Source organism: Nonomuraea sp. NPDC003560, from assembly GCF_042878785.1.
In the GTDB taxonomy this organism is placed as follows: domain Bacteria; phylum Actinomycetota; class Actinomycetes; order Streptosporangiales; family Streptosporangiaceae; genus Nonomuraea.
On the sequence record NZ_JBIAOF010000002.1, the window covers coordinates 635,735 to 658,371 of the forward strand.

Annotated in this window: 22 protein-coding genes and 1 riboswitch; of the genes, 19 read left to right on the plus strand and 3 right to left on the minus strand. The window is 71.7% G+C overall.

Annotated elements, in window-relative coordinates; all coding sequences use genetic code 11:
* The first annotated feature begins 194 nt into the window (after positions 1-194).
* The 15 genes from ACFYUV_RS08320 to ACFYUV_RS08390 all read left to right on the plus strand — a co-directional run bounded on the left by ACFYUV_RS08320 (position 195) and on the right by ACFYUV_RS08390 (position 15,282).
* Positions 195-1,172, plus strand: coding sequence for an ABC transporter permease (locus tag ACFYUV_RS08320; RefSeq protein ID WP_358293989.1), 978 nt, complete (start codon positions 195-197; stop codon positions 1,170-1,172).
* Complete coding sequence (locus ACFYUV_RS08325; RefSeq protein ID WP_358293987.1) at positions 1,173-2,012, plus strand: ABC transporter permease; 840 nt, start codon at positions 1,173-1,175, stop codon at positions 2,010-2,012.
* On the plus strand, positions 2,009-4,078 hold the full coding sequence (locus ACFYUV_RS08330) for an ABC transporter ATP-binding protein (protein ID WP_358293985.1): 2,070 nt from the start codon (positions 2,009-2,011) through the stop codon (positions 4,076-4,078). The genes ACFYUV_RS08325 and ACFYUV_RS08330 overlap by 4 nt, the downstream gene beginning before the upstream one ends.
* Positions 4,075-5,784, plus strand: a complete 1,710-nt coding sequence (locus ACFYUV_RS08335; RefSeq protein WP_387666351.1) for an ABC transporter family substrate-binding protein — start codon at positions 4,075-4,077, stop codon at positions 5,782-5,784. Before ACFYUV_RS08330 ends, ACFYUV_RS08335 begins: the two co-directional genes overlap by 4 nt.
* A gap of 88 nt (positions 5,785-5,872) precedes the next feature.
* Positions 5,873-6,685, plus strand: a complete 813-nt coding sequence (locus tag ACFYUV_RS08340) for an oxygenase MpaB family protein (protein WP_358293983.1) — start codon at positions 5,873-5,875, stop codon at positions 6,683-6,685.
* Between the two features lie 77 nt (positions 6,686-6,762).
* Positions 6,763-6,893, plus strand: a riboswitch (FMN riboswitch).
* A 105-nt stretch (positions 6,894-6,998) separates the two neighbouring features.
* The gene (gene ribD / locus ACFYUV_RS08345; RefSeq protein WP_387666354.1) at positions 6,999-8,171 is read left to right on the plus strand and encodes a bifunctional diaminohydroxyphosphoribosylaminopyrimidine deaminase/5-amino-6-(5-phosphoribosylamino)uracil reductase RibD; all 1,173 of its coding nucleotides are present in this window, start codon (positions 6,999-7,001) and stop codon (positions 8,169-8,171) included.
* Entirely contained in the window at positions 8,171-8,773 is a 603-nt protein-coding gene (locus tag ACFYUV_RS08350; RefSeq protein ID WP_387666357.1) for a riboflavin synthase, read from the plus strand. The genes ribD and ACFYUV_RS08350 overlap by 1 nt, the downstream gene beginning before the upstream one ends.
* Complete coding sequence (locus ACFYUV_RS08355; protein WP_358293978.1) at positions 8,770-9,417, plus strand: nicotinamide mononucleotide transporter family protein; 648 nt, start codon at positions 8,770-8,772, stop codon at positions 9,415-9,417. The genes ACFYUV_RS08350 and ACFYUV_RS08355 overlap by 4 nt, the downstream gene beginning before the upstream one ends.
* Positions 9,414-10,655, plus strand: coding sequence for a bifunctional 3,4-dihydroxy-2-butanone-4-phosphate synthase/GTP cyclohydrolase II (locus ACFYUV_RS08360; protein ID WP_387666360.1), 1,242 nt, complete (start codon positions 9,414-9,416; stop codon positions 10,653-10,655). The genes ACFYUV_RS08355 and ACFYUV_RS08360 overlap by 4 nt, the downstream gene beginning before the upstream one ends.
* Positions 10,652-11,119: a 6,7-dimethyl-8-ribityllumazine synthase gene (gene ribH, locus ACFYUV_RS08365; protein ID WP_352327123.1), complete on the plus strand. Its 468-nt coding sequence runs from the start codon at positions 10,652-10,654 to the stop codon at positions 11,117-11,119. Before ACFYUV_RS08360 ends, ribH begins: the two co-directional genes overlap by 4 nt.
* A 19-nt stretch (positions 11,120-11,138) precedes the next feature.
* Positions 11,139-11,597, plus strand: a complete 459-nt coding sequence (locus tag ACFYUV_RS08370) for a PH domain-containing protein (RefSeq protein ID WP_358293975.1) — start codon at positions 11,139-11,141, stop codon at positions 11,595-11,597.
* An 84-nt stretch (positions 11,598-11,681) separates the two neighbouring features.
* Positions 11,682-12,548: an AAA family ATPase gene (locus ACFYUV_RS08375; RefSeq protein ID WP_387666364.1), complete on the plus strand. Its 867-nt coding sequence runs from the start codon at positions 11,682-11,684 to the stop codon at positions 12,546-12,548.
* Positions 12,541-13,614: a VWA domain-containing protein gene (locus tag ACFYUV_RS08380; protein WP_387666367.1), complete on the plus strand. Its 1,074-nt coding sequence runs from the start codon at positions 12,541-12,543 to the stop codon at positions 13,612-13,614. Before ACFYUV_RS08375 ends, ACFYUV_RS08380 begins: the two co-directional genes overlap by 8 nt.
* The gene (locus tag ACFYUV_RS08385; protein ID WP_358293969.1) at positions 13,607-14,698 is read left to right on the plus strand and encodes an XdhC/CoxI family protein; all 1,092 of its coding nucleotides are present in this window, start codon (positions 13,607-13,609) and stop codon (positions 14,696-14,698) included. The genes ACFYUV_RS08380 and ACFYUV_RS08385 overlap by 8 nt, the downstream gene beginning before the upstream one ends.
* Positions 14,695-15,282, plus strand: coding sequence for an NTP transferase domain-containing protein (locus tag ACFYUV_RS08390; RefSeq protein ID WP_387666370.1), 588 nt, complete (start codon positions 14,695-14,697; stop codon positions 15,280-15,282). The genes ACFYUV_RS08385 and ACFYUV_RS08390 overlap by 4 nt, the downstream gene beginning before the upstream one ends.
* On the opposite strand, the gene ACFYUV_RS08395 is transcribed toward ACFYUV_RS08390, so the two are convergent.
* Positions 15,279-16,166, minus strand: coding sequence for an endonuclease/exonuclease/phosphatase family protein (locus ACFYUV_RS08395; protein ID WP_387666373.1), 888 nt, complete (start codon positions 16,164-16,166; stop codon positions 15,279-15,281). The genes ACFYUV_RS08390 and ACFYUV_RS08395 overlap by 4 nt on opposite strands.
* A 93-nt stretch (positions 16,167-16,259) precedes the next feature.
* On the opposite strand from ACFYUV_RS08395, the gene ACFYUV_RS08400 reads away from it, so the two are divergent.
* Complete coding sequence (locus ACFYUV_RS08400) at positions 16,260-17,300, plus strand: LLM class F420-dependent oxidoreductase (protein WP_387666376.1); 1,041 nt, start codon at positions 16,260-16,262, stop codon at positions 17,298-17,300.
* Positions 17,301-17,552: 252 nt separating this feature from the next.
* Complete coding sequence (locus ACFYUV_RS08405; RefSeq protein ID WP_352353158.1) at positions 17,553-18,854, plus strand: dicarboxylate/amino acid:cation symporter; 1,302 nt, start codon at positions 17,553-17,555, stop codon at positions 18,852-18,854.
* A 43-nt stretch (positions 18,855-18,897) separates the two neighbouring features.
* Here the strand turns inward: ACFYUV_RS08405 and ACFYUV_RS08410 are convergent, their stop codons facing one another.
* Positions 18,898-19,107: a helix-turn-helix transcriptional regulator gene (locus ACFYUV_RS08410; RefSeq protein WP_357993401.1), complete on the minus strand. Its 210-nt coding sequence runs from the start codon at positions 19,105-19,107 to the stop codon at positions 18,898-18,900.
* A complete protein-coding gene (locus ACFYUV_RS08415; protein WP_387666380.1) occupies positions 19,107-19,706 on the minus strand; it encodes a DUF2975 domain-containing protein in 600 nt (199 codons plus the stop codon). The genes ACFYUV_RS08410 and ACFYUV_RS08415 overlap by 1 nt, the downstream gene beginning before the upstream one ends.
* 158 nt (positions 19,707-19,864) lie before the next feature.
* Here ACFYUV_RS08415 and ACFYUV_RS08420 point away from each other — a divergent pair, with 158 nt between their 5' ends.
* Together ACFYUV_RS08420 and ACFYUV_RS08425 are read left to right on the plus strand one after the other, a co-directional pair.
* On the plus strand, positions 19,865-21,469 hold the full coding sequence (locus ACFYUV_RS08420) for a protein kinase (RefSeq protein ID WP_387666383.1): 1,605 nt from the start codon (positions 19,865-19,867) through the stop codon (positions 21,467-21,469).
* Positions 21,470-21,552: 83 nt separating this feature from the next.
* Complete coding sequence (locus ACFYUV_RS08425) at positions 21,553-22,626, plus strand: M24 family metallopeptidase (RefSeq protein ID WP_387666386.1); 1,074 nt, start codon at positions 21,553-21,555, stop codon at positions 22,624-22,626.
* The last annotated feature ends 11 nt before the right edge of the window (positions 22,627-22,637 follow it).

A 22,637-nucleotide genomic window follows, 5' to 3' on the forward strand; every position in this document is an offset into this window, starting at 1 on the left:
GAGGAGCTGCCACCGTGCTTAGTGACCCTACCGTTATGTCGAACTATTGCTGACTGTGATGTTTGGCTAGATATCCTGCGTTTTGATCGCCGTTCCGCGTCATGACTTTTCGCGGCGTAAGACGGTCTTTTTCCATTGCGGGGGTCTTCTCCTACCGGGGTTTCCGGGCCCTCGTTCAGTGCGAACGGAGGGTAATGGGCAAGTACCTGCTCCGCAGGTTGGCGATCAATCTGATCTTGGTCGCGATCGCGGCCAGCTTGGCTTACATGCTCGCCGCGACGACCATGAACCCCCGCGGCGCGTATGAAGGCCGCCAGCCTCCCGTCGCCGAGGAAGTCATCGACGCCACCCTCGACAGCTACAACCTCAACGACAAGACGCCCGTCCTGGAGCGCTACGCGACCTGGGCCAAGGGCGTCGTCACGGGTGACTTCGGCAAGACCTGGAACGGCGGCTCGGTCAACGACGAGATGGGCCGGCGGATCTTCGTCAGCCTCCGGCTGCTGCTGGTGGGCACGATCCTCGGGTTCGTCTTCGGAGTGGCGCTCGGCGCCCTGTCGGCGATCAAGCAATACCGGGTGACCGACCGGGTGATCGGCGTCGGCTCGTTCGTGATCATGGCGATTCCGGTGTTCGTGTTGGCCACGCTGCTGGCGATCAGCGCCTACAACCTCAACCGCGGCCTCGGCTTCACGTTGATCGAGTTCACCGGCGAGTACAACCCCAAGCTGTCCGGCTGGGACCAGTTCACCAACCGGCTGAACCACCTGATCCTGCCGACCATCTCGCTCAGCCTGGGCTCGATCGCCTTCTACAGCCGCATCCAGCGCAACATGATGCTGGACGTGCTCGGCCAGGACTTCGTCCGCACCGCGATGGCCAAGGGCCTGCGGCGCAGGACGGCCCTGATCAAGCACGCGCTGCGCACCGCGCTGATCCCCGCGGCCACGTACTTCGCCTTCGCCTTCGGCACGATGCTCACCGGTGCCACCTTCACCGAGAAGATCTTCGCCTGGAACGGCATGGGCGCCTGGCTGGTCGACTCGATCAACCAGAACGACGTGAACTCGGTGGCCGCGGTCAGCATGTTCGCCTCCGTCTGCGTCCTGTTCGCCGGCTTCCTGTCGGACCTGCTGGTGGCGGCCCTCGACCCTCGAGTGCGGGTGAGCTAAGTGCGTTCCAAGGTTGTTCTCGGGCGGATGCTGCGCAACCGGCAGGCCCGCTACGGCTTCATCGCCCTCGTGCTGCTGGTGGCGCTGGCCTACATCGGCCCCCTGTTCGGCGCCTACGACTGGACGGACAAGGACTTCCTCGCCTTCCTGTCGGCCCCGTCGTCCGACCACTGGTGGGGAACCACCACGATCGGCCAGGACATGTACGCCGTCACCCTGCGCGGCATGCAGAAGTCGATCATCATCGGCCTGCTCGTGGCGCTCATCTCGACCGGCCTGGCCGCCATTGTCGGCGCCTTCGCCGGGTACTTCGGCGGCTGGGTGGACCGCGTCCTCATGTGGGGCGTGGACCTGCTCCTCGTCCTGCCCAGCTTCCTGATCATCGCGATCGCCTCGCCGCGCCTGCGCGGCGCCTCCTGGCTCTGGTTCGTGGTCCTGCTGGCGGCGTTCGCCTGGATGATCACCTCCAGGGTGGTGCGCAGCATGACGCTCTCGCTCCGTGAGCGCGAGTACGTGCAGGCGGCCGTCTACATGGGCATCCCCCGCTGGAAGATCATTTTCCGGCACATCGTGCCGAACCTGTCCTCCTTGCTGATCATCGACGCCACCCTCAACGTGAGTGGCGCGGTCATCGGCGAGGCCGCGCTGTCCTTCTTCGGCTTCGGCATCCAGCCGCCCGACGTCTCGCTCGGCACGCTGATCGCCGAGGGCTCCCGCAACGCCACCGGCTACCCCTGGCTGTTCGCCTTCCCCGCCGGGCTCCTGGTGCTGCTGGTCCTGAGCATCAACCTCATCGGAGACGGCCTGCGCGACGCACTCGACCCGGGGAGCAACTCATGAGCATCCTGGAGGTTCAAGACCTCACCGTGACGTTCCCCGGCGGCATAGAGGCCGTGCGCGGCGTCAGCTACGAGGTCGCCCGCGGCGAGGTCCTGGGCATCGTGGGCGAGTCCGGTTCGGGCAAGTCCGTCACGTCCCTGGCGATCATGGGCCTGCTGCCGCGCGCCGCCCAGATCAGCGGCTCGGTCAAGCTCCACGGCCAGGAGCTGATCGGGATGAAGGAAGACGACCTGGTCAAGGTCCGCGGCAAGTCGATGAGCATGATCTTCCAGGATCCGCTGTCGGCCTTCACGCCCGTCTACACGATCGGCGACCAGATCTCCGAGGCGCTGCGCGTCCACCAGAAGCTGGGCAAGGACAAGGCCGCCAAGCGCGCCGTCGAACTGCTCGACCTGGTCGGCATCCCGCACCCGGACGTGCGGGCCAAGGCGTTCCCGCACGAGTTCTCCGGCGGCATGCGCCAGCGCGCGATGATCGCGATGGCCATCGCCAACGACCCCGACCTGCTGATCTGCGACGAGCCGACCACCGCGCTCGACGTGACCATCCAGGCCCAGGTGCTGGAGGTGCTCAAGACCGCCCAGCGCGAGACGGGCGCCGGCATCGTCATGATCACGCACGACCTGGGCGTCGTCGCGGGCATGGCCGACCGGGTGCTGGTCATGTACGCCGGCAAGCCGGTCGAGCAGGGCAACGTCGACGACATCTACTACCGGCCGCGGATGCCGTACACGATGGGACTGCTCGCCTCGATCCCCAGGATCGACGGCGAGGAGGGGCCGCTGGTGCCGATCGAGGGCAACCCGCCCTCCCCGGCGGCGCTGCCGCCGGGCTGCCCGTTCGCGCCGCGCTGCCCGATGAAGATCGACTCGTGCGACGACGAGGAGCCCCCGCTCACCGACGTCGGCGGCGGCAGGCACGTCGCCTGCATCCGCTCCCGCGAGATCGAGTACAAGGGCCTGACCGGCACGGACGTGTTCCCGGTCCCGGTCATCCCGGTCAGCGAGGTGGTCCGCGTGCCGCGCGAGCAGCGCGCGACCGTGCTGGAGCTGGACAACCTCATCCGGCACTACCCGCTGATGAAGGGCGCGGTGTTCAAGCGCCGCGTCGGCACCGTGCACGCCGTGGACGGCATCAGCTTCGACATCGCCGAGGGCGAGACGCTGGCCCTGGTCGGCGAGTCGGGCTGCGGCAAGACCACGACCCTGCAGCAGATCATGCAGCTCGCCCCGCCGCAGAGCGGCCGGATCGTCGTGCTCGGCCAGGACAGCGCCAAGCTCGGCCCGTCCGGGCGCAAGGCGCTCAGGGGCGACCTGCAGATCGTCTTCCAGGACCCGATGGCGGCGCTCGACCCGCGCATGCCGGTCGGCGACATCATCGCCGAGCCGCTGCGCGCCCACGGGCGCAAGAACGTCAAGCAGCGGGTCGCCGAGCTGCTCGAACTGGTGGGGCTGGCGCCCGAGTACGCCGAGCGCTACCCGCAGAGCTTCTCCGGCGGCCAGCGCCAGCGCATCGGCATCGCCCGCGCCCTGGCCCTGGAGCCCAAGCTGCTCGTCCTGGACGAGCCGGTCTCGGCACTGGACGTGTCCATCCAGGCCGGCGTGATCAACCTGCTGGACGAGCTGAAGAACACCCTGGGGCTGTCGTACCTGTTCGTGGCGCACGACCTGGCCGTGGTCCGGCATCTGGCCGACCGCGTCGCGGTCATGTACCTCGGCAGGATCGCCGAGATCGGCACGGTCGAGGAGGTCTACGACCGCCCCGCGCACCCCTACACGCAGGCGCTGCTGTCAGCGATCCCGCTGCCCGACCCCGAGATGGAGCGCACGCGCAAGCGGATCCTGCTCGAAGGCGACCTGCCCAGCCCGGCCGACCCGCCATCGGGTTGCCGGTTCCGCACGCGCTGCCCCAAGTTCGCCCTCCTCACCGAGGCCGAACGCCGGCGCTGCGTGGACGAAGAGCCCTCGGTTGCCCGGCTCGCGACCGCCGTGGACCACGGCGCCGCCTGCCACTACGCGGAGGAAGTCGAGGTCATCACGGCCTCGGACGATCAGGAGGAAAAGTGAAGGTTCGTTACCGGGCGGCGGCGGGAATCGCCGTCCTCGCCATGGCCGCGGCGGCTTGTGGCGGTGGTGGCGGCGAGGCCAAGAAGCCGAGCGCCGAGCAGTCGCAGCAGGCTCAGCAGCAGATGTCGCAGACCCCTGGCATCGCGATCAACCCCGTCCCGTACGAGCAGGTCAAGGACGGCGGCACGCTCACCCTCTCGGTCGGCCAGTGGCCGAGCCAGTGGAACGGCAACCACGTCGACGGCAACCAGCGCGACACGGCGGACATGCTGGACTCGCTGATGCCGCAGCTGATGGTCGCCGACTCCGAGGCCAACTTCAAGGCGAACCCCGACTACCTCACCGACGTCAAGATGGACCTGTCGTCGGGCAAGCAGGTCGTCACCTACACGCTGAACGAGAAGGCCCAGTGGTCGGACGGCACGCCGATCACCTGGAAGGACCTCGAGGCGGCGTGGAAGGCCAACAGCGGCAAGGACAAGAAGTTCAAGCCGGCCTCCACCGACGGCTGGGACCGCATCGAGTCGGTCACCAAGGGTGACAGCGACAAGGTCGCCATCGTGACGTACGGCAAGAACTACCCCGAGTGGATGGGGCAGTTCTCCCGCTCGCCGCACCTGTACCCGGCTTCCCACATGGAGACCCCGGAGAAGTACGAGAAGGACTACCTGCAGAAGATCCCGGTCACCGCCGGGCCCTTCAAGGTCGAGAGCATCAACGAGGGCACCAAGACCCTGACCGTGGTGCGCGACGACAAGTGGTGGGGCCGCAAGGCCAAGCTCGACAAGGTCATCTTCCGTACCATCGAGACGCCCGCCGCGCAGGTCAACGCCTTCGCCAACGGTGAGCTCGACGCTGTGGAGATCCCGCCGGGCAGCCCGGCCGACCTCAAGCGCGCCAAGGAGGTCCCGAACGTCGACGTCCGCAAGGCGCTCAGCCCGAACTGGCGGCACATCACCGTCAACAACCAGAGCGAGTTCCTGAAGGACAAGTCGGTCCGCCAGGCCGTCGCGTACGCGATCAACCGTGACGTGATCACGCAGTCCGACCTCAAGGACATGGACTGGCCGCTGCAGACGCTGGGCAACCACGTCTTCATGAACAACCACAAGGCGTACGTCGACAACTCCGGCGAACTGGGCAAGTACAACCTGCCCAAGGCCAAGGAGCTGCTCGACGCGGCCGGCTGGAAGCAGGAGGGCGACGTCCGCAAGAAGGACGGCAAGGAGTTCTCGCTGAACTTCGTCGTCCCGGCGGGCCTGCCGTACGCCAAGACCGAGGGCGAGCTCACCCAGGCCATGCTCAAGGAGGCCGGGATCAAGCTGACGATCCGCCCGGTCCCCGATGACAAGTTCTTCACCGACTACATCATCAAGGGCGACTTCGACCTGGTGCCGTTCTCCTGGATCGGCACGCCGCTGCCCCTCGGCGGCCTGCCGCAGATCTACAAGACCGGCTCCGAGTCGAACTTCCCCAAGGGCAGCGACCCGGCGCTGGACGCCGCGATCGACGCCGCGGTCAGCGAGATGGACCCGACCAAGGCCTACGAGCTGGCCAACGCGGCCGACAAGCTGATCTGGGACCAGGTGCACACCATCCCGCTGTACCAGCGTCCTGACATCCAGGCCACCAAGAAGACGCTGGCCAACTACGGCGCCTTCGGCTACCAGGCCGCCGACTACACGGCGATCGGCTTCACCGGCTGATCTCCGTAGCCTCGACGAAAGCCCCCGGCCGGTTCCCGGCCGGGGGCTTTTGGCATGGTTTGTCGCCTCGCTGGGTAACTCTTCACTTATGGACGACGACTATGGGATCTTCGGCCCCGAGTCGGTGACCTGGCGGGTGATGGGGGAGCCGATCCAGCTCGTCGGCGGCTTCCGCGCGCTGCTGATGCAGGGGCTGCACCCCAGGGCGATGCGCGGCGTGCTGCAGAACTCGGCGCTGCTCGACCCGGCCGAGGCGTGGTCGCGCTTCCTGCGGACCAGCGAGTTCGTCCGGGTGCGCACGTACGGCACGCGCGCGGAGGTGGAGCGGGCCGGCCGCCGGGTGCGCAAGATCCACGCCACGCTGACCGCCCGCGACCCCGACACCGGCGAGACCTACCACCTCGACGACCCCGAGGCGCTGCGCTGGGTGCACGTCGGCGAGGTCGACTCCTACCTGACGGTGGCCCGCCGCGCCGGCGTGCGGCTGTCCGACGCCGACGCCGACCGGTTCGTCGCCGAGTGGCGGCGCGCCGCCGAGGTCGTGGGCCTGGACGGGGACGACGTGCCGGGCTCGGTGGCCGAGCTGCGCGCCTACATCGACGGCCGGCGTCCGGGGCTGCGGCTGGTGCCCGAGGCGGCCCATCCGCTGCGGCTGTCGCTGCACACGCCGCTGCCCGGCGCGCTGTCCGCGCTGCGGCCGGCCGTGCCCGCGCTGACCGTGCTGGCCCTGGCCACGCTGCCGCGCTGGGCCCGCCGCCTGTACGGCCTGCCCGCCACGCCGGTCGGCGACCTGTGGGCCTCGGCCACGCTGCGCGCCCTGCACACCGGCATCGGCCTCGTCCCCGAGCAGGTCCGCTACGCGCCCTCGGCCCGCCGGGCGCGCAAGTTGATGGCCGCCTGAGCGAGCGCTTGTTCAAATAGCACGGGGGCGGTCGCGCTTTCCGTAATCGGCATGGCAAACTGGTACAAGAAGAGAGCTAGCGTGCTCCGGGGTCGGTGAAAGTCCGAACCGGCGGTTACAGTCCGCGACCCGGCCGATGCCATCGGCCGGTTGACCTGGTGAAATTCCAGGACCGACGGTTAAAGTCCGGATGGGAGGAAGCGCGCGAGGTGTCCGGCGTCCCAGCCGGGCGCCTGACGTGGTGCCGTGCCGGCACCCGAAAACCCCCCGGGGCCCGCCGTGGCTTGAAGCTACTGGCGAGTAGGAGACCCGGGTGGACATCTCAGCCGCCGACGCCGCGCACATGGCGCGCGCCGTCGAGCTGGCCGCGCGCGGACACGGCGGCACCAGCCCCAACCCCGTCGTCGGCTGCGTCGTGCTGTCGGCCGCCGGGCAGGTCGTCGGCGAGGGCTTCCACGCCTACGCGGGCGGGCCGCACGCCGAGGTCGTGGCGCTGGCGCAGGCGGGCGAGCAGGCGCGGGGCGGCACGGCGTACGTGACGCTGGAGCCCTGCGACCACACCGGCCGCACCGGGCCGTGCAGCCGGGCGCTGCTGGCCGCGGGCGTGGCCCGCGTGGTCGTCGCCGTCGCCGACCCCAACCCGAAGGCCGCCGGCGGCGCGGCGCGGCTGCGCGCGGCCGGGGTGAGCGTGACGCAGGGGGTGCTGGCCGAGGCGGCCGAGCGGGTCAACGAGGAATGGCTCACCTACGCCCGGCTCGGCAGGCCGCACGTGACCTGGAAGTTCGCCGCGACCCTCGACGGCAGGTCGGCCGCCGCCGACGGCACCAGCCAGTGGATCACCTCGCCGCAGGCGCGGGCCGACGTGCACCGGCTGCGCGCCGCCTCCGACGCGATCGTGGCCGGGATCGGCACCGTGCTGGCCGACGACCCCCACCTCACCGTCCGCCTCCCGGAGAACGCCGGGGCGCAGGCGGGGGAGGGCGACGCGGGGGCGCTGCTGGCCGGCAGCCCGCCGCTGGCCGGCCGGCCGCTGGGCGCCCGCCCGCCGCTGCGGGTCGTCGTGGACACCGAGGGCAGGACGCCGCCCGCGGCCCGCGTCCTCGACGACGAGGCCCCCACGCTGGTCGCCGTCGCCGACGACGCCGTGACGGGGCTCAAGGCCGGCCTGCTGCGCCTGCCCCGGCACGCCGACAGCGGCCTCGACCTGCACGCCCTCCTGCGTGAGCTGGCCGCCCGCGAGGTGGTCGCCGTGTTCCTGGAAGGCGGCCCCACGCTCGCCGGCGCGTTCCTGCGGCAGGGCCTCATCGACCGCGTGTACGCCTACCTCGCCCCCGCCCTCCTCGGAGAGGGCAGGGCCGCGCTCGGCCCGGCGGGCGTCGCCACGATCAGCGGCGCCCACCGCCTCACCTTCGACGAGTTTTCCCCCATCGGGCCGGATCTGCGGCTGACCGCGCGGCCCGCTCCGCATCAAGGCAGGGAGAAGTGATGTTCACCGGAATCATCGAGGAGAAGGGCGAAGTCGTCGCCATCGAGCCGGCGGGCGGGCAGGTCGGCGGTGGCGCCCTGCTGTCCGTACGCGGCCCGCTCGTCACCTCCGACGCCGCCCACGGGGACTCGATCGCCGTCAACGGCGTCTGCCTGACGGTCGTCGAGGTCAAGGACGACGTGTTCACCGTCGACGTCATCAGGGAGTCGCTGGACCGCAGCTCGCTCGGCGGCCTCACCGCGGGCTCGGCGGTCAACCTCGAACGGTCCGTACGCGCCGACCAGCGCCTCGGCGGCCACATCGTCCAGGGCCACGTCGACGGCACCGCCCGCCTGCTGTCCCGCGCCCCCGGCGAGAACTGGGACGACCTGCGCTTCTCCCTGCCCGGCCCGCTCAGCCGGTACGTGGCCGAGAAGGGCTCGATCGCCATCGACGGAATCAGCCTGACCGTCACGACGGTTGACGACGACAGCTTCGGCGTGAGCCTCATCCCGACCACGCTGAAGCTGACCACCATGGGCGACCGCCAGGTGGGCGACGTGGTGAACCTCGAGGTCGACGTGATCGCCAAGTATGTGGAGAGGCTGGTGGGCACCCGATGAGCTGGGTGGACGCATCGATTGACATCTTCGGTCTGCCGGTGAAGTGGACCGACCTGGTGGGCAACGTGTTCGCCCTCGCCACCGTGGCGTTCGCGATGCGCAAGTCCATGTGGACCTGGCCGGTCCAGTTCACCGGCTCGGTGCTGCTGTTCCTCGCCTCGATCAGCGCGCACGTCACCGGCAACGCGCTCAAGCAGGCCCTGTTCGCCGTGCTGGCCGTCTACGGATGGTGGAAGTGGCGGCAGGGCACCCAGGAGCACGCCCTGTCCGTCCGGCCCGCCACGGGCGGCGAGCGGTGGCGGATGCTGGCGGCGCTGGCGGTGGGCACCGCGGTGGTGACCGTCCTGTTCAAGACGTTCGACCTGTCGTGGTACCCGGGCGCGCCGGTGTCCGTCGTGGCCTCCGACGCCTACATCTTCGTCGGCGGCGCGGTCGCCACCTGGGCGCAGGGCCGGGCGCTGGTCGACTTCTGGATCATCTGGGTGCTGGTCGACCTGGTGGGCGTGCCGGTCGCGTTCAACTCCGGCCTCTACGTCTCCGGCGCCGTCTACGGCGTGTTCTTCGTCATGGTCCTCACGGGCTTCGCCAAGTGGCTGCGCGAGTACCGCGCCGCCGCCCGTCCGGAAGTGGTGGCAGCGGCATGAGCGAGTTCAAGCTCGACCCGATCGAGCGGGCCATCGAGGACATCCGCAACGGCCGTCCCGTCGTGGTCGTGGACGACGAGAACCGCGAGAACGAGGGCGACCTGATCTTCGCCGCCCAGAAGGCCACGCCGGAGCTGTGCACGTTCCTGATCCGGCACACCAGCGGCATGATCTGCGTGGCCATGGACGGCAAGGAGCTCGACCGGCTCGGGCTGCCGCTCATGGTGTCCCAGAACCGCGAGCGCATGCGCACGGCGTACACGATCACCGTCGACGCCCGTGACGGCGTCACCACCGGCATCTCCGCCGCCGACCGCGCCAGGACCATCCGCACCCTCGCCGACTCCGCCACCGAGCCCGACGAGCTGGTCCGGCCCGGCCACATCTTCCCGCTGCGCTACCGCGAGGGCGGCGTGCTGGTCCGGCGCGGCCACACCGAGGCGGCCGTCGACCTGGCCAGGCTCGCCGGGCTGTCGGCCGCCGGGGCGCTGGCCGAGGTGGTCAACGACGACGGCACCATGGCCCGGCTGCCCCAGCTGCGCCGCTTCGCCGACGAGCACGACCTGGCGCTGGTCTCCATCGAGCAGCTCGTCGACCACCGCCGCCGCGCCGAGAGCATGGTCACCAGGGTCGCCGAGACCCGGCTGCCCAACGCGTACGGCATGTGGCGGGCCTACGGCTACTCCAGCGCCCTCGACGGCGGCGAGCACGTCGCGCTCGTCTACGGAGACCTGGGCGGCGGCGAGAACATCCTGGTCAGGGCCCATTCCGAGTGCCTGACCGGCGACGTGTTCGGCTCGCTGCGCTGCGACTGCGGCGTGCAGCTCGACCACGCCATGGGCGCCATCGCGCAGGAGGGCCGCGGCGTCGTCGTCTACCTGCGCGGCCACGAGGGCCGGGGCATCGGCCTGCTGGCCAAGCTCAAGGCCTACAGCCTCCAGGACAACGGCAGCGACACCGTCGACGCCAACGTCGAGCTGGGGCTGCCGGTGGACGGCCGCGAGTTCTCCAACGCCGGGCAGATCCTGGCCGACCTCGGCGTGCGCTCGGTGCGGCTGCTCACCAACAACCCGGCCAAGCTCAAGGGCATGGACGGCTACGGCATCAAGGTGCTCGGCCGCGAGCCCATGCCCGTGGCCCTGAACCCGCACAACGAGCGGTACCTGGAGGCCAAGCGCGACCGGCTCGGCCACGACATCTCCTCCAGCGTCCCGCACGAGATCTCGGAGGCGTCATGAGTGGCGAAGGCCGTCCCGGAGTGGCCGTGGTGGACGCGGCGGGCCTGGTCGTGGGCGTGGTGGCGGCGAGCTGGCACGCCAAGATCACCGACCAGCTCGTGGCGCGGGCCGTGCAGGCGTGCGACGACAGCGGCGCCACCGCGACCGTGGTCCGCGTGCCCGGCTCGCTGGAGATCCCCGTCGTGGCCCAGGCCCTGGCCCGGCGTTGTGACGCGGTGGTCGCCCTCGGCGCGGTCATCAAGGGCGAGACCGCCCATTTCGACTACGTCTGCGACTCGGTCACCAGCGGTCTGACCCGCGTCTCGCTCGACGAGGAGACGCCCGTCGGCAACGGCGTGCTCACCTGCGAGACGATGGACCAGGCGCTCGACCGCTCCGGGCTGCCCGGCAGCAAGGAGGACAAGGGGTATGAGTCGGCCCTGGCCGCCCTGGAGACCGCCCTCCTCCTGAGGGACCTCCACTGACCTGCGGTAGGTTTCCCTCGTGCCCGAGCCCGTGACCCCGCCGCCCCTGCCCGTGACCTGGCGTCCCCGCCGGGGCCGGATCGTGCCCTACGCCTTCGCCCTGGTGGTGGTGGCGGGGGCGGTCCTCATGGCGATCTTCATCGCCGACCCGTTCAAGCTGCCCGACCGGGTGGCGATCGTGGGCTTCGGCCTGGCGGTGGCGTACGTGCTCCACCTGCTGGGCCGGGTCCGGGTGGAGGCCGACGAGCAGGGCCTGACCGTCGTCAACGCCCTGCGCATCCACCGCTACACCTGGCCCGAGGTCATCGACGTGACCCTCCTGGTGGGCGACCCGTGGCCGAAGATCGACTTCTCCGACGGCCGGACGATCGGCGCCATGGGCATCCAGGGCTCGGAGAAGGCCCGCGCCCGCCGGGCCACGGCCGAGCTGGCCGCGCTGATCCGCGAGCGCGGCGAGGCGTCCGAGTCCGGCGACTGAAACGCGATGATGAGGGCGAGCCGATATCGCAGGGCGGGGGTCGCGACGTAGCCTGAAGGCGTGCTGCGGCGGACAATCAGGGCAATGGACATCGAGTCGCCGGACAAGCTCATCGAGCTGCTCGACCGGCACGACTACCTGGCCGACCGGGGGCTGGCCACGGCCGCCTTCCTGGCGCTGCGGATGGGGCGGCCGCTGTTCCTGGAGGGGGAGGCGGGCGTCGGCAAGACCGAGCTGGCCAAGACCCTCGCGAGGCTGCTCAAGGCCCCGCTGATCCGGCTGCAGTGCTACGAGGGCCTCGACGCGTCCCAGGCCCTGTACGACTGGGACTTCGCCCGCCAGCTCCTCCACCTCAAGGCCGCCGAGGCCGCCGGGATCACCGACGCCGCCCGGCTGGAGGGGGAGATCTACGACCGGCGCTTCCTGATCGCCCGCCCCCTGCTGAAGGCCGTGGAGACCCAGCCGAGCGTGCTGCTGGTGGACGAGATCGACCGGGCCGACGACGAGTTCGAGGCGTTCCTGCTCGAAGTGCTCTCCGACTTCACCGTCTCCATCCCCGAGCTGGGCACGATCAGGGCCGCGACGCCGCCGGTCGTCGTGGTGACCTCCAACCGCACCCGCGAGGTGCACGACGCGCTCAAGCGGCGCTGCCTCTACCACTGGCTGGAGCACCCGAGCTTCGACCGCGAGGTCGCGATCCTGCTGCGCCGCCTGCCCGGCTGCACCGAGGAGCTGGCCCTGCAGGTGGCGCGGGCGGCCGAGCGGCTGCGCCGGGCCGATTTGGTCAAGCCGCCGGGCGTGGCCGAGACCCTCGACTGGACCGAGGCGCTGCTGACGCTCGGGGCCAGGGAACTCGACCCCGACCTGGCCGCGGCCACCCTGGGCGCCGCGCTGAAGTACCGCGAGGACGTCGCCGCCGTCCTGGGCGACGGGCTGCTGTCCGGTGGATGAGCTGGTCCGGACCGTGACGGGCTTCGTCAGGACGTTGCGCGCGGCGGGCGTGGACGCCGACCACGAGCGGACGCGGAGCCTGCTGCAGGCCCTCGGCCACCTCGACGCCGGGGACCGGGAGGCGTTCTACTGGGCCGGCCGGCTCACCCTGTGCGCCACGCCCGACGACCTGCCCCGCTACGACCGCTGCTTCGCCGCCTGGTTCGGCGGACGGCGGGCGGCGGCGGCCCGTACCGCGACGACCAGCGTCACCCGGCACCTGGCGGCCGGCGACGGCGAGGAGGCGGGCGCGGGCGAGGACGCCGCCGCCCCGGCCACGGCCAGCCGCGCCGAGGTGCTGCGGCACCGGGACGTCGCCCGGCTCACCGAGGCCGAACGCGCCGAGGTGCACCGCATGCTGGCCCTGCTCGGCCGCGGCCGGGCCGCGCGCCGCTCCCGCCGTTTCGAGCGGGCCCACCGGGGCGGGCTGGACCAGCGCCGCACCGTGCGCGAGGCGCTGCGCAACGGCGAGGTGGCCCGGCTCCGCCGCCGCCGGCACACGACCAGGCCCCGGCAGGTGGTGCTGTTCGTGGACGTCAGCGGGTCGATGGCCCCCTACGCCGAGACCCTGCTGCGCTTCGCCCACGCGCTGGTCAGGAGCGAGCCGCGGGCCACGAGGGTCTACTCCGTCGGCACCCGGCTCACCGAGGTCACCGCCGAGCTGCGCCACCGCGACCCCGGCACGGCGCTGAACGCGGCCTCGGCGGCCATCCCCGACTGGAGCGGCGGGACCCGGCTCGGAGAGGAGTTCAAGGAGTACCTGACCCGGCACAGCGCCCGGGGGGCGATCGTGGTCATCGCCTCCGACGGCTGGGAACGCGGCGACCCCGCGCTCCTGGGCGCCCAGCTCGCCAGGCTGGCCCGGCAGGCGTACCGGCTCATCTGGGTCAATCCGCACAAGGGATATGAGGATTACCAGCCGCTGACCGGGGGCATGCGGGCCGCCCTGCCGCATCTGGACGATCTGGTGGCCGGGCACAGCCTGGCCGCCTACGAGGAACTCAGCGAAAGGCTCGCCCATGCGTGACGTGCTCCCGGAGATCATGCGGTGGTGGAGGTCGGGGCTCAGGTTCGGGCTGGCGACCGTGGTGAGCACGTTCAGCAGCGCGCCACGCCCGCCGGGCGCGGCGATGGCGGTGCGCGGCGACGAGGTGGTGGGCAGCGTCTCGGGCGGGTGCGTCGAGGGGGCGGTCTTCGAGCTGGCCTCCGAGGCCGACGCGCCCGTCCTGCAGCGGTACGGCGTCAGCGACGACGACGCCTTCGCCGTCGGGCTGACCTGCGGCGGCATCATCGACATCCTGGTCGAGCCGGTCTCCATCGAGACCTTCCCGGAGCTGGGCGAGATCTTCGCCTCGGTCGAGGCGCACCAGCCGGTCGCGGTCGCCACCATCGTCGCCGGCCCCGGCCCGATCGGCGCCCGCCGGATCGTCTGGCCCGGCCGCTCGTCGGGCACCCTGGGCCTCGACCGCCTCGACGAGGCCGTGGACGACGACGCCCGCGGCATGCTCGCCCAGGGCCTGACCGGCATCCGGCACTACGGCGGGCACGGCGAGCGGCGGCTGGACGACCTGTCGGTGTTCGTCCAGTCGTTCGCGCCGCCGCCGCGCATGCTGGTCTTCGGCGCGATCGACTTCGCCGCGGCCGTCGCCAAGGTGGGCAAGTTCCTCGGCTACCACGTCACCGTCTGCGACGCCCGGCCGGTCTTCGCCACCGCCAAGCGCTTCCCCGAGGCCGACGAGGTGGTGGTCAAGTGGCCGCACGACTACCTGGCCTCGGTGCGGGTGGACGAGCGCACGGTGATCTGCGTGCTGACCCACGACCCCAAGTTCGACGTGCCGCTGCTGGAGGTGGCGCTGCGGACCGAGGCGGGCTACATCGGGGCCATGGGCTCGCGCCGCACGCACGAGGACCGGCTGGCCCGCCTGCGCGAGTCGGGGCTCACCGAGGCCGAGCTGGCCCGGCTGAGATCGCCCATCGGACTCGACCTGGGCGCCCGCACGCCGGAGGAGACGGCCGTGTCGATCGCCGCCGAGCTGATCCAGCTCCGGTGGGGCGGCTCGGGCCGGCCGCTGTCGCAGACGGGCGGGCGCATCCACGGGGAGCCGGCGTGATCGCCGGGCTGCTGCTCGCCGCGGGGGAGGGCGCCCGGCTGGGCACGCCCAAGGCGCTCGTGGAGTTCGGCGGCGAACGGCTGGTCGACCGCGGGGTGCGGCTGCTGGCGGAGGGCGGCTGCCGTCCGGTGGTGGTCGTGCTGGGCGCGGCGACCGTGCAGGTGCGCGGGGCGGTCAGCGTGCGCAACCCGGACTGGCGCACCGGCATGGGCTCCTCACTGCGGGCCGGGCTGGCCGCGCTGCCGCCGGAGGCGACGGCCGTGGTCGTCGCGCTGGTGGACCAGCCCCTCGTCCGGGCGGGCGCGGTGCGGGCGCTGGCCGCGTCGGGGGCCGGGCTGGCGGTGGCCACCTACGGCGGACGGCGGGCGAACCCGGTGCTGATCGCGCGCGAGCACTTCGCCGGGGTGGCGGAGCTGGCGGTGGGCGACGTGGGGGCGCGGGCGTTCATGAAGGCGCATCCCGGGCTGGTCACCGAGGTCGCCTGCGACGAGCACGGCGACCCGGCCGACATCGACACGCCGCAGGACCTGGAGCTGCTGGAAGGCCGCTGGAAACGCGTTCTGGACCTGCTGGAGGGCCGCTAGAAGCGCAGCGAGGCGATCGCCGCGCGGTGGTCGCTGCCGGTCGCCGGGGCGACCCCCGCCTTGGTCGCCGTCATGCCCCTGAACAGGATGTGGTCGGGCCGGGTGATCGGGAACTCGGCCGGCCAGGTGAACCCGAACCCGTCGCCGGCCACGCTCTGGGCGTCGGTCAGCGGCGGGGTCAGGCCGCGCATGCCGCGGTCGGTGGTGGCGGTGTTGAGGTCGCCGAGCAGCAGGACACGCTTGCTGGGATCGCCGTCGACGAGCCGGCGGGCGTGCGCCAGGGAGGCGTCGCGGGAGGCGGTGTGGCCGGGCCTGGCCGAGGCCAGGTGCATGACGTAGACGGTGACCTTGCCCTTGGGCGTGGTCACCACCGCGCGCAGCGCCCGCGGCCAGCCCATGCCGACGTCGAGCGGGCTGGTCTCGCTGATCGGGTAGCGGCTCCACAGGCCGACCGTGCTGACCGGGTAGCGGTAGCGGAACATCTTGTTGAGCTGCTTGGCCGCGGGCCCGCCGGGGGTCAGCTCCTGGGCGGCCAGCAGGTCGAGCCCCTCGGCGATGGCCTTAACCGCCTCGCCGGAGGCGCTGTTGCGCACGCCGACGTTGACCGTGCCGACGGCCAGGTCGCTGGGGCCGCCGGGCGGCGCGGCCAGCAGCGTGGAGCCGAACATCGCCGCCCACACCAGGCCGGGCGCCAGCGCCGCGAGCGCGGCCGCCCTGGACCGCGCCAGCAGGGCGAGGAGCAGCAGCAGCGGCACCGCCACCCCCATCCAGGGGAGCAGGCTCTCCAGGACCGGCGTGAAGCCGCCGAGCGACGGGATCAGCGAATGACCCGCCAGGGCCAGGGCGACCACTGCGGAGGCGACGACGACGACCCGGCTCAGCACCCGAACCAGGCTAGTGCTTCGCCGCGCGACACGCCGACACGCTAACCTGTTGACGTCGCAACGGAACAACATTCGGTTCATCGGGAGCCCGGCATGCGCATCGGTATGGCACTCAACTACTCGGGCGGTTTCAAGGAGACGGTCGCCGAGCTGGCCGACTACGAGAAGGCGGGCCTCGACATCGTCTTCGTGGCCGAGGCGTACAGCTTCGACGCCGTCAGCCAGATGGGGTACATCGCGGCCAAGACCGAGCGGGTGCAGATCGCCTCGGGCATCCTGCCGATCTACTCCCGCACGCCGACGTTGCTGGCCATGACCGCCGCGGGCATGGACTTCGTCTCCGACGGGCGCTTCACGCTGGGCATCGGCACGTCGGGACCGCAGGTCATCGAGGGCTTCCACGGGGTGCCGTACACCGCGCCGATCGGGCGCACCCGGGAGGTCATCGAGATCTGCCGCAAGGTGTGGCGGCGCGAGCGGCTGGAGCACGCCGGCCGCAACTACCAGGTGCCGCTGCCCGCCGGGGAGGGCACCGGCCTGGGCAAGCCGCTGAAGATCATCAACCACCCGGTGCGCCCGCGCATCCCGATCGTGGTCGCCGCCATCGGCCCCAAGAACGTGGAGATGACCGCCGAGCTGGCCGAGGGCTGGGAGCCGATCTTCTACTACCCGGAGAAGGCCGCCGACGTGTGGGGCCCCTCGCTGGCCGCTGGCCGGGCGAAGCGCGACCCCGAGCTGGGCGAGCTCGACGTGATCGCGCAGGCGGCGCTGGCCATCGGCGACGACGTGGCCGGGCTGCGCGACTTCGGCCGGGCGATGGCCGCCCTCTACATCGGCGGCATGGGCGCCAAGGGCAAGAACTTCTACAACGACCTGGCCCGGCGCTACGGCTACGAGAAGGAGGCCGAGCAGATCCAGGACCTCTACCTGGAGGGCAAGAAGGACGAGGCCGCCGCGCTGGTGCCCGCCGAGCTGCTGGAGAACATGTCGCTGATCGGCAGCGAGGGCTTCGTCCGCGACCGGATCGCGGCGCTGAAGGAGTCGGGGGTGACGACGCTCAACGTCGCGCCGCTCGGCCGTACCCACGAGGAGCGCGTCCGCCTGCTGGAGAAGGTCAAGGAGCTGGCCGCCTGATCGGCCGGGCCCCGGAAGGGGTGTGACGCACGTCACAATGCCGAGCGGGAATATGCCCCGTTTCGCATGGTGTTGTACGTCCTCGTGAGGTTCTCTGTGGTCATCGTGCGGCTCGTCGAGCGTCTGCACGTGGATCTGTGCCGTCTGCACGGATCCCTCTGTCGCTGATCTGCGCGTCCCCCAGACTCCCCCCTTCCTCACCCGCATGCCCCCCTTCGCCGCGGCATGCCTGACTTCCGGAGCCTTCCTCCCGTGAAGAGATTCACCTTCTCCCTTCAGCTGCTGCTCGGCCTGGCCGTCGGCGTCGCCCTGGGGTTCGTCGCCAAGATCTGGGACGTGGCCTGGCTGGCCGAGACCCTGACCCAGGTCGGCAAGATCTTCGTCCAGCTCCTCAAGCTGGCCGTGCCGCCGCTGGTGTTCACCGCCGTGCTGGTCAGCGTGGCCAACCTGCGCAACGTCAACGGCGCCGCCCGTCTGGCCTCCAAGACCCTGCTGTGGTTCCTGATCACCGCGTTCGTCTCGGTGGCCTTCGCGATCGCGCTCGGCCTGATCATCAACCCCGGCCAGGGCGTCACCCTGGACACCGGCGCGGCCAAGGCCATCGACACCGAGGGCGCCGGCACCTGGCTCGACTTCGTCACCGGCATCCTGCCCACCAACATCGTCACGGCCTTCACCGAGGTGAACGTCCTCCAGATCGTCTTCCTGGGTGTCGTCCTCGGCGCGGCGGCCCTGGCGGTGGGCGAGAAGGCCGAGCCGTTCCTCAACCTCAGCCGTTCGGTGCTCGAACTGGTGCAGAAGGCCCTGTGGTGGGTCATCCGCCTGGCCCCGATCGGCACCGCCGGCCTCATCGGCAAGGCCGTCTCCACGTACGGCTGGGACCTGCTGGCCCCGCTGGCCAAGTTCAGCGTCGGCGTGTACGTCGGCTGCTTCATCGTCCTGCTGGCCGTCTACCCGACGCTGCTCGCGGTCTGGGGCAAGGTCAACCCGATCACGTTCTTCCGCAACGCCTGGCCCGCCATCGAGCTGGCCTTCGTCTCCCGTTCCTCGGTCGGCACGCTGCCCCTGACCCAGCGCGTCACCGTCGAGCGCAACGGCGTGGACCGTGACTACGCCTCCTTCGCGGTGCCCTTCGGCGCCACCACCAAGATGGACGGCTGCGCCTCGGTCTACCCGGCGCTCGCCGCGATCTTCGTGGCCCAGGTGTTCGGCGTGCACCTCGGGGTGGGGGACTACCTGCTGATCGCGTTCGTCTCCGTCGTCGGCTCGGCCGCCACCGCCGGTCTGACCGGCGCGATCGTCATGCTGACGCTCACGCTGAGCACGCTGGGCCTGCCGCTCGAAGGCGTCGGCCTGCTGCTGGCGATCGACCCGATCCTCGACATGATCCGCACCGCGACCAACGTGGCCGGCCAGATGGTCGTCCCGGTCCTGGTGGCCCGCTCCGAGGGCCGTCTGGACGAGGCGGTCTTCAACGCGCCGCCGCAGCCGCTCGACGACGCCCCGGCGTCGGCCGCCCGCACGCCGCGCGCGCCGGAGCCCGCGACGGCCTGACCGGAATTCGACTGAGGGCGGGTGGCCGTGCGGCCGCCCGCCCTCAGTCGTAGGTGAGCAGATCGCCGGGCTGGCAGCCCAGGGCCTCGCACAGCCGGGTCAGTGTGGAGAAGCGGATGGCCTTGGCGTGGCCGTTCTTGAGTATCGACAGGTTCACGACGGTGATCTCGACCTTGTGCGACAGCTCGGTGAGCGTCATGCCGCGCTGGGCGAGCAGTTCGTCCAGGCGTACCCGGATGGTGCCTTCGGGCATCAGATCGTGGCCTCGACCTCGTCGAGCAGGGCCACGCCCCGGCGGACGATCTCCGAGACCCCGAGCGCGCACAGGCCGGCCACGAGGCCCGCGAGCGGCACGCCCGGCGCAGGGACGAACGCCGGACCGGTCGTCAGCAGCATGCCGGACAGTATGGCCTGCGCCGCCGTGCCGAGCCCGGCCGACACGAGCGAACCGGCGATCAGGATCCAGCCCAGCCGCCGCAGGTGCCCGGCCGTCACCGCGGAGAACAGCGCCCGGTCGCCCGACCGCGCCCTGCGCAACGCGCGGACCACGGTGTAGAGCGCGAGCAGCCCGGTCGCCATGGGCGGCGCCCACAGCAGGAGATAGAGCAGCGCCGCCGCGGGCGAGGGCCCCACGGGGCGGAGGGTCACGTCGGCCGCGGCGCTGACGATCTCCACCCCCGGGACGGGGGTCACGGGCGGCGTCACGCCGGAGACGTGCAGCGGGACGCCGATGCCGTTGGCCGTGCCGAACGCGGCGATGAGGACGGTGGCCCCCAGGGCGGTGAGCGCGCCGAGGCAGCCGAGGACGAGGCCGATGCTCAACAGGACCTCAAGCCGGTTGATCCACTTCATGGGCATAACGATAATCGTAAATAACGAAAGTCGTTATGTCGAGGGGCGGCCGGCGCGGCGTGACGGGGGGCGTGAACCGTGGATCATGGGGCGGGGAGGGGCTGGAGGGCCCTATGGTGGGTCGGAAATAGCCCACTTTTCGAGTTTTTGGCGGGGATATGTCCGACGCTACGCCTTCGATGGTCGCCGACCGGTACCGGCTTGACGAGCTCATCGGCAGCGGTCCGATGGGTGAGGTGTGGCGGGCCTACGACACCCGCGCCGACTGGGTCGTGGCCGTGAAGATCCTGGGCGCGGGCGAGGCCGGTGAGGCCGGTGAGGCCGCCAGGGAGGCGCTGAAGCAGCACGCGCAGGCGGTGGCCAGGGTGATCCACCCCAATGTGGCCATGGTCCTCGACGTGGGCGACCAGGAGGGCGCCCCCTTCCTGGTGACCGAGTTCCTCACCGGGACCAGCGTGGGGGAGGACCTGGCGGCCGAGGGGCCCATGCCGATCGTCGAGGTGTGCGACCTGGTCGGCCAGGCGGCCGCCGGGCTGGACACCGCGCACCGCGCCGGGGTGTTCCACGGGCAGATCGACTCCGGCAGCTTCCGGCGGGCGGCCAGCGGCGTGCTGAAGGTCGTCGGGTTCGGGCTGCCGGACGAGGAGCCGTCCCAGGCCGAGCGCCGCTACCTGGCCCCTGAGCGGGCCTCCGGCCGTCCCGCCACGGCCGCCGCCGACCTGTACGCCCTCGGCGCCGTCTGCTACGAGCTCCTCTGCGGCCGCCCGCCCGCCGCCGCCCCCGACCTGCCGGTGACCGGCATGCGCGCCACCCCGCCGTCCCCGCCCTCCGCCCCCGGCACCGAGGCCCCCGGCACCGAGGCCCCCGGAGCTTCGGCCCCGGGAACCGAGGCCCCCGGGGGTGTTGGGCAGGGGGTCGTCCCGCCCAGTGCGATCCGGCCCGAGATCCCGGCCGAGCTGGACCGGCTCGTCCTCGCGATGCTCGCGCCCGACCCCGCCAGGCGGCCTTCGGGGGGCGAGCCCGTCCGCCGGGCCCTGGCCGCCATCGCCCGGCCCGGCGCGGCCCCGAACACCGCCCCGAACACCGCCCCGAGTCCCGCCGGTGCCCCGGCGGGCCGGCCGGGCGACACCCAGGTCTACGACTTCAACGGCGTCCCGCGGGCCGGTGACACCGCCGTCTACGAGTCCGCCGAGCTGGACCCGGCGCCGCCGCGTACCGGGAACAAGCTGCTGATCCAGATGGGGATCGCCGTCGCGGTCATCGCCGTGGTGGCCGTCGCCATGGTGATGTGGGCGGGCTCGCGCGAGGAGACCCCGGTGGCCGAGCCGAGCGCGAGCACGCCCCCCACGCCCGTCCTGACGCCGGAGGCCGCGCCGCCCACCCGCCCGACCTCCGAGCCGCCCCGAGCCAGCCCCACCGACCTCACCCCGGGCGACACCGCCACCAGCCTGGTCCAGACCGTCGGCCCCAAGGCGACCCTGGGCTCCGGGCAGACCCCGGCGGGCGGCTGGGACCACTGGCTGGTGAAGTTCGACGAGGCGGTGACGGCCCAGGAGGACATCGGCGACATCGACCCCCATGTCGCCGAGAAGGTCCACGACAAGCTCAGGAAGGCCGCCAAGAAGCTCCAGGACGGCCGTTTCGAGCCCGCCCGCGGCCAGATCGCCGACGTCTACCGGGACCTGCGCAACGCCCAGGTGAAGGGCGAGGTCCCCCTGTCGGGCCCGCTCGCCTCCTTCCTGGACGACTTCGCCGTCTCCTGACCGTGATGGGGGGCGGGAGGCCCGTGGTTTCCCCCTCTCCTGACCGGGTGGGGGAGGGGTCTGGGCGCGCGTACATTGGCGGGATGACCATCGACCACGCGGCGCGCCGGGCACGCCTGGCCGCCGCGCTGCCCGCCCACGAGGTCCACGCGCTCCTCGTCACCTCCCCCGTCAACGTCCGCTACCTCACCGGGCTGGTCAGCTCGAACGCGGCCGTCCTGGTCAGGGCGGACGGCTCGGCGCTGCTGGCGACCGACAACCGCTACATCGACAAGACCCGCGCCCTGGACGTGCCCGCGGTCGAGGCGCCCGACGTGGCCGGCCGGCTGGCCGCGCCGGGCGTGGGCATCGAGGCCGCCGCCATGACCGTGGCGACCTTCCGCCGCCTGGAGGCGGGCCTGGCAGAGAGCGGAGGCGACAGCGAGAGCCAGGGCCTGGTGCCGCTCGGCCCGCTGGTCGAGGAGCTGCGCGCGGTCAAGGACGAGGCGGAGCTGGAGCTCATCCGCACCGCCTGCGCCCTGACCGACCAGGCCTTCGCCGACGTGCTCCCGCTGATCGCGCCGGGCCTCACCGAGCGCGCCCTGGCCCGTCTCCTCGACAACCGCATGACCGAGCTGGGCGCCGACAAGCCGGCGTTCGACACGATCGTCGCCGCCGGCGAGAACGGCGCGATCCCGCACCACGCCCCCACCGACCGCGAGCTGCGCGCCGGCGACCTGGTCACGATGGACTTCGGCGCCCGCTACCACGGCTACCACGCCGACATGACCAGGACGGTCTGCCTGGGCGCGCCCGCCGCCTGGCAGCGCGACCTGTACGACCTGGTCAGGCGCGCCCAGCGGGCCGGCCGGCACGCCCTGACCCCGGGAGCCCGGGCCAAGGACGTCGACGCCGCCGCCCGCGGTCTGATCGAGGCGGCGGGCCACGGCGAGCACTTCCGGCACGGCCTGGGCCACGGCGTCGGCCTGGAGATCCACGAGGACCCGTTCCTGGGCCCCTCCAGGACCGGTAGACTAGAGGATCGAGTTCCGATCACCGTCGAGCCTGGGATCTACCTCCCCGAGCGGGGCGGGGTTCGCATCGAGGACACCCTCGTGACCCGTGAGGGCGGGCCGGAACTTTTCACCAAGACCACCAAGGAGCTGCTCGTCCTTTAGAGCGGCCACAC

Bases quoted from the DNA above. Each gene is read 5' to 3' on its own strand.
- ACFYUV_RS08320 (WP_358293989.1), top strand. From the start codon at position 195: ATGGGCAAGTACCTGCTCCGCAGGTTGGCGATCAATCTGATCTTGGTC.
- ACFYUV_RS08330 (WP_358293985.1), top strand. From the start codon at position 2,009: ATGAGCATCCTGGAGGTTCAAGACCTCACCGTGACGTTCCCCGGCGGC.
- ACFYUV_RS08340 (WP_358293983.1), top strand. From the start codon at position 5,873: ATGGACGACGACTATGGGATCTTCGGCCCCGAGTCGGTGACCTGGCGG.
- ACFYUV_RS08350 (WP_387666357.1), top strand. From the start codon at position 8,171: ATGTTCACCGGAATCATCGAGGAGAAGGGCGAAGTCGTCGCCATCGAG.
- ACFYUV_RS08355 (WP_358293978.1), top strand. From the start codon at position 8,770: ATGAGCTGGGTGGACGCATCGATTGACATCTTCGGTCTGCCGGTGAAG.
- ACFYUV_RS08360 (WP_387666360.1), top strand. From the start codon at position 9,414: ATGAGCGAGTTCAAGCTCGACCCGATCGAGCGGGCCATCGAGGACATC.
- ribH (WP_352327123.1), top strand. From the start codon at position 10,652: ATGAGTGGCGAAGGCCGTCCCGGAGTGGCCGTGGTGGACGCGGCGGGC.
- ACFYUV_RS08375 (WP_387666364.1), top strand. From the start codon at position 11,682: ATGGACATCGAGTCGCCGGACAAGCTCATCGAGCTGCTCGACCGGCAC.
- ACFYUV_RS08385 (WP_358293969.1), top strand. From the start codon at position 13,607: ATGCGTGACGTGCTCCCGGAGATCATGCGGTGGTGGAGGTCGGGGCTC.
- ACFYUV_RS08400 (WP_387666376.1), top strand. From the start codon at position 16,260: ATGCGCATCGGTATGGCACTCAACTACTCGGGCGGTTTCAAGGAGACG.
- ACFYUV_RS08410 (WP_357993401.1), bottom strand. From the start codon at position 19,107: ATGCCCGAAGGCACCATCCGGGTACGCCTGGACGAACTGCTCGCCCAG.
- ACFYUV_RS08415 (WP_387666380.1), bottom strand. From the start codon at position 19,706: ATGAAGTGGATCAACCGGCTTGAGGTCCTGTTGAGCATCGGCCTCGTC.
- ACFYUV_RS08420 (WP_387666383.1), top strand. From the start codon at position 19,865: ATGTCCGACGCTACGCCTTCGATGGTCGCCGACCGGTACCGGCTTGAC.
- ACFYUV_RS08425 (WP_387666386.1), top strand. From the start codon at position 21,553: ATGACCATCGACCACGCGGCGCGCCGGGCACGCCTGGCCGCCGCGCTG.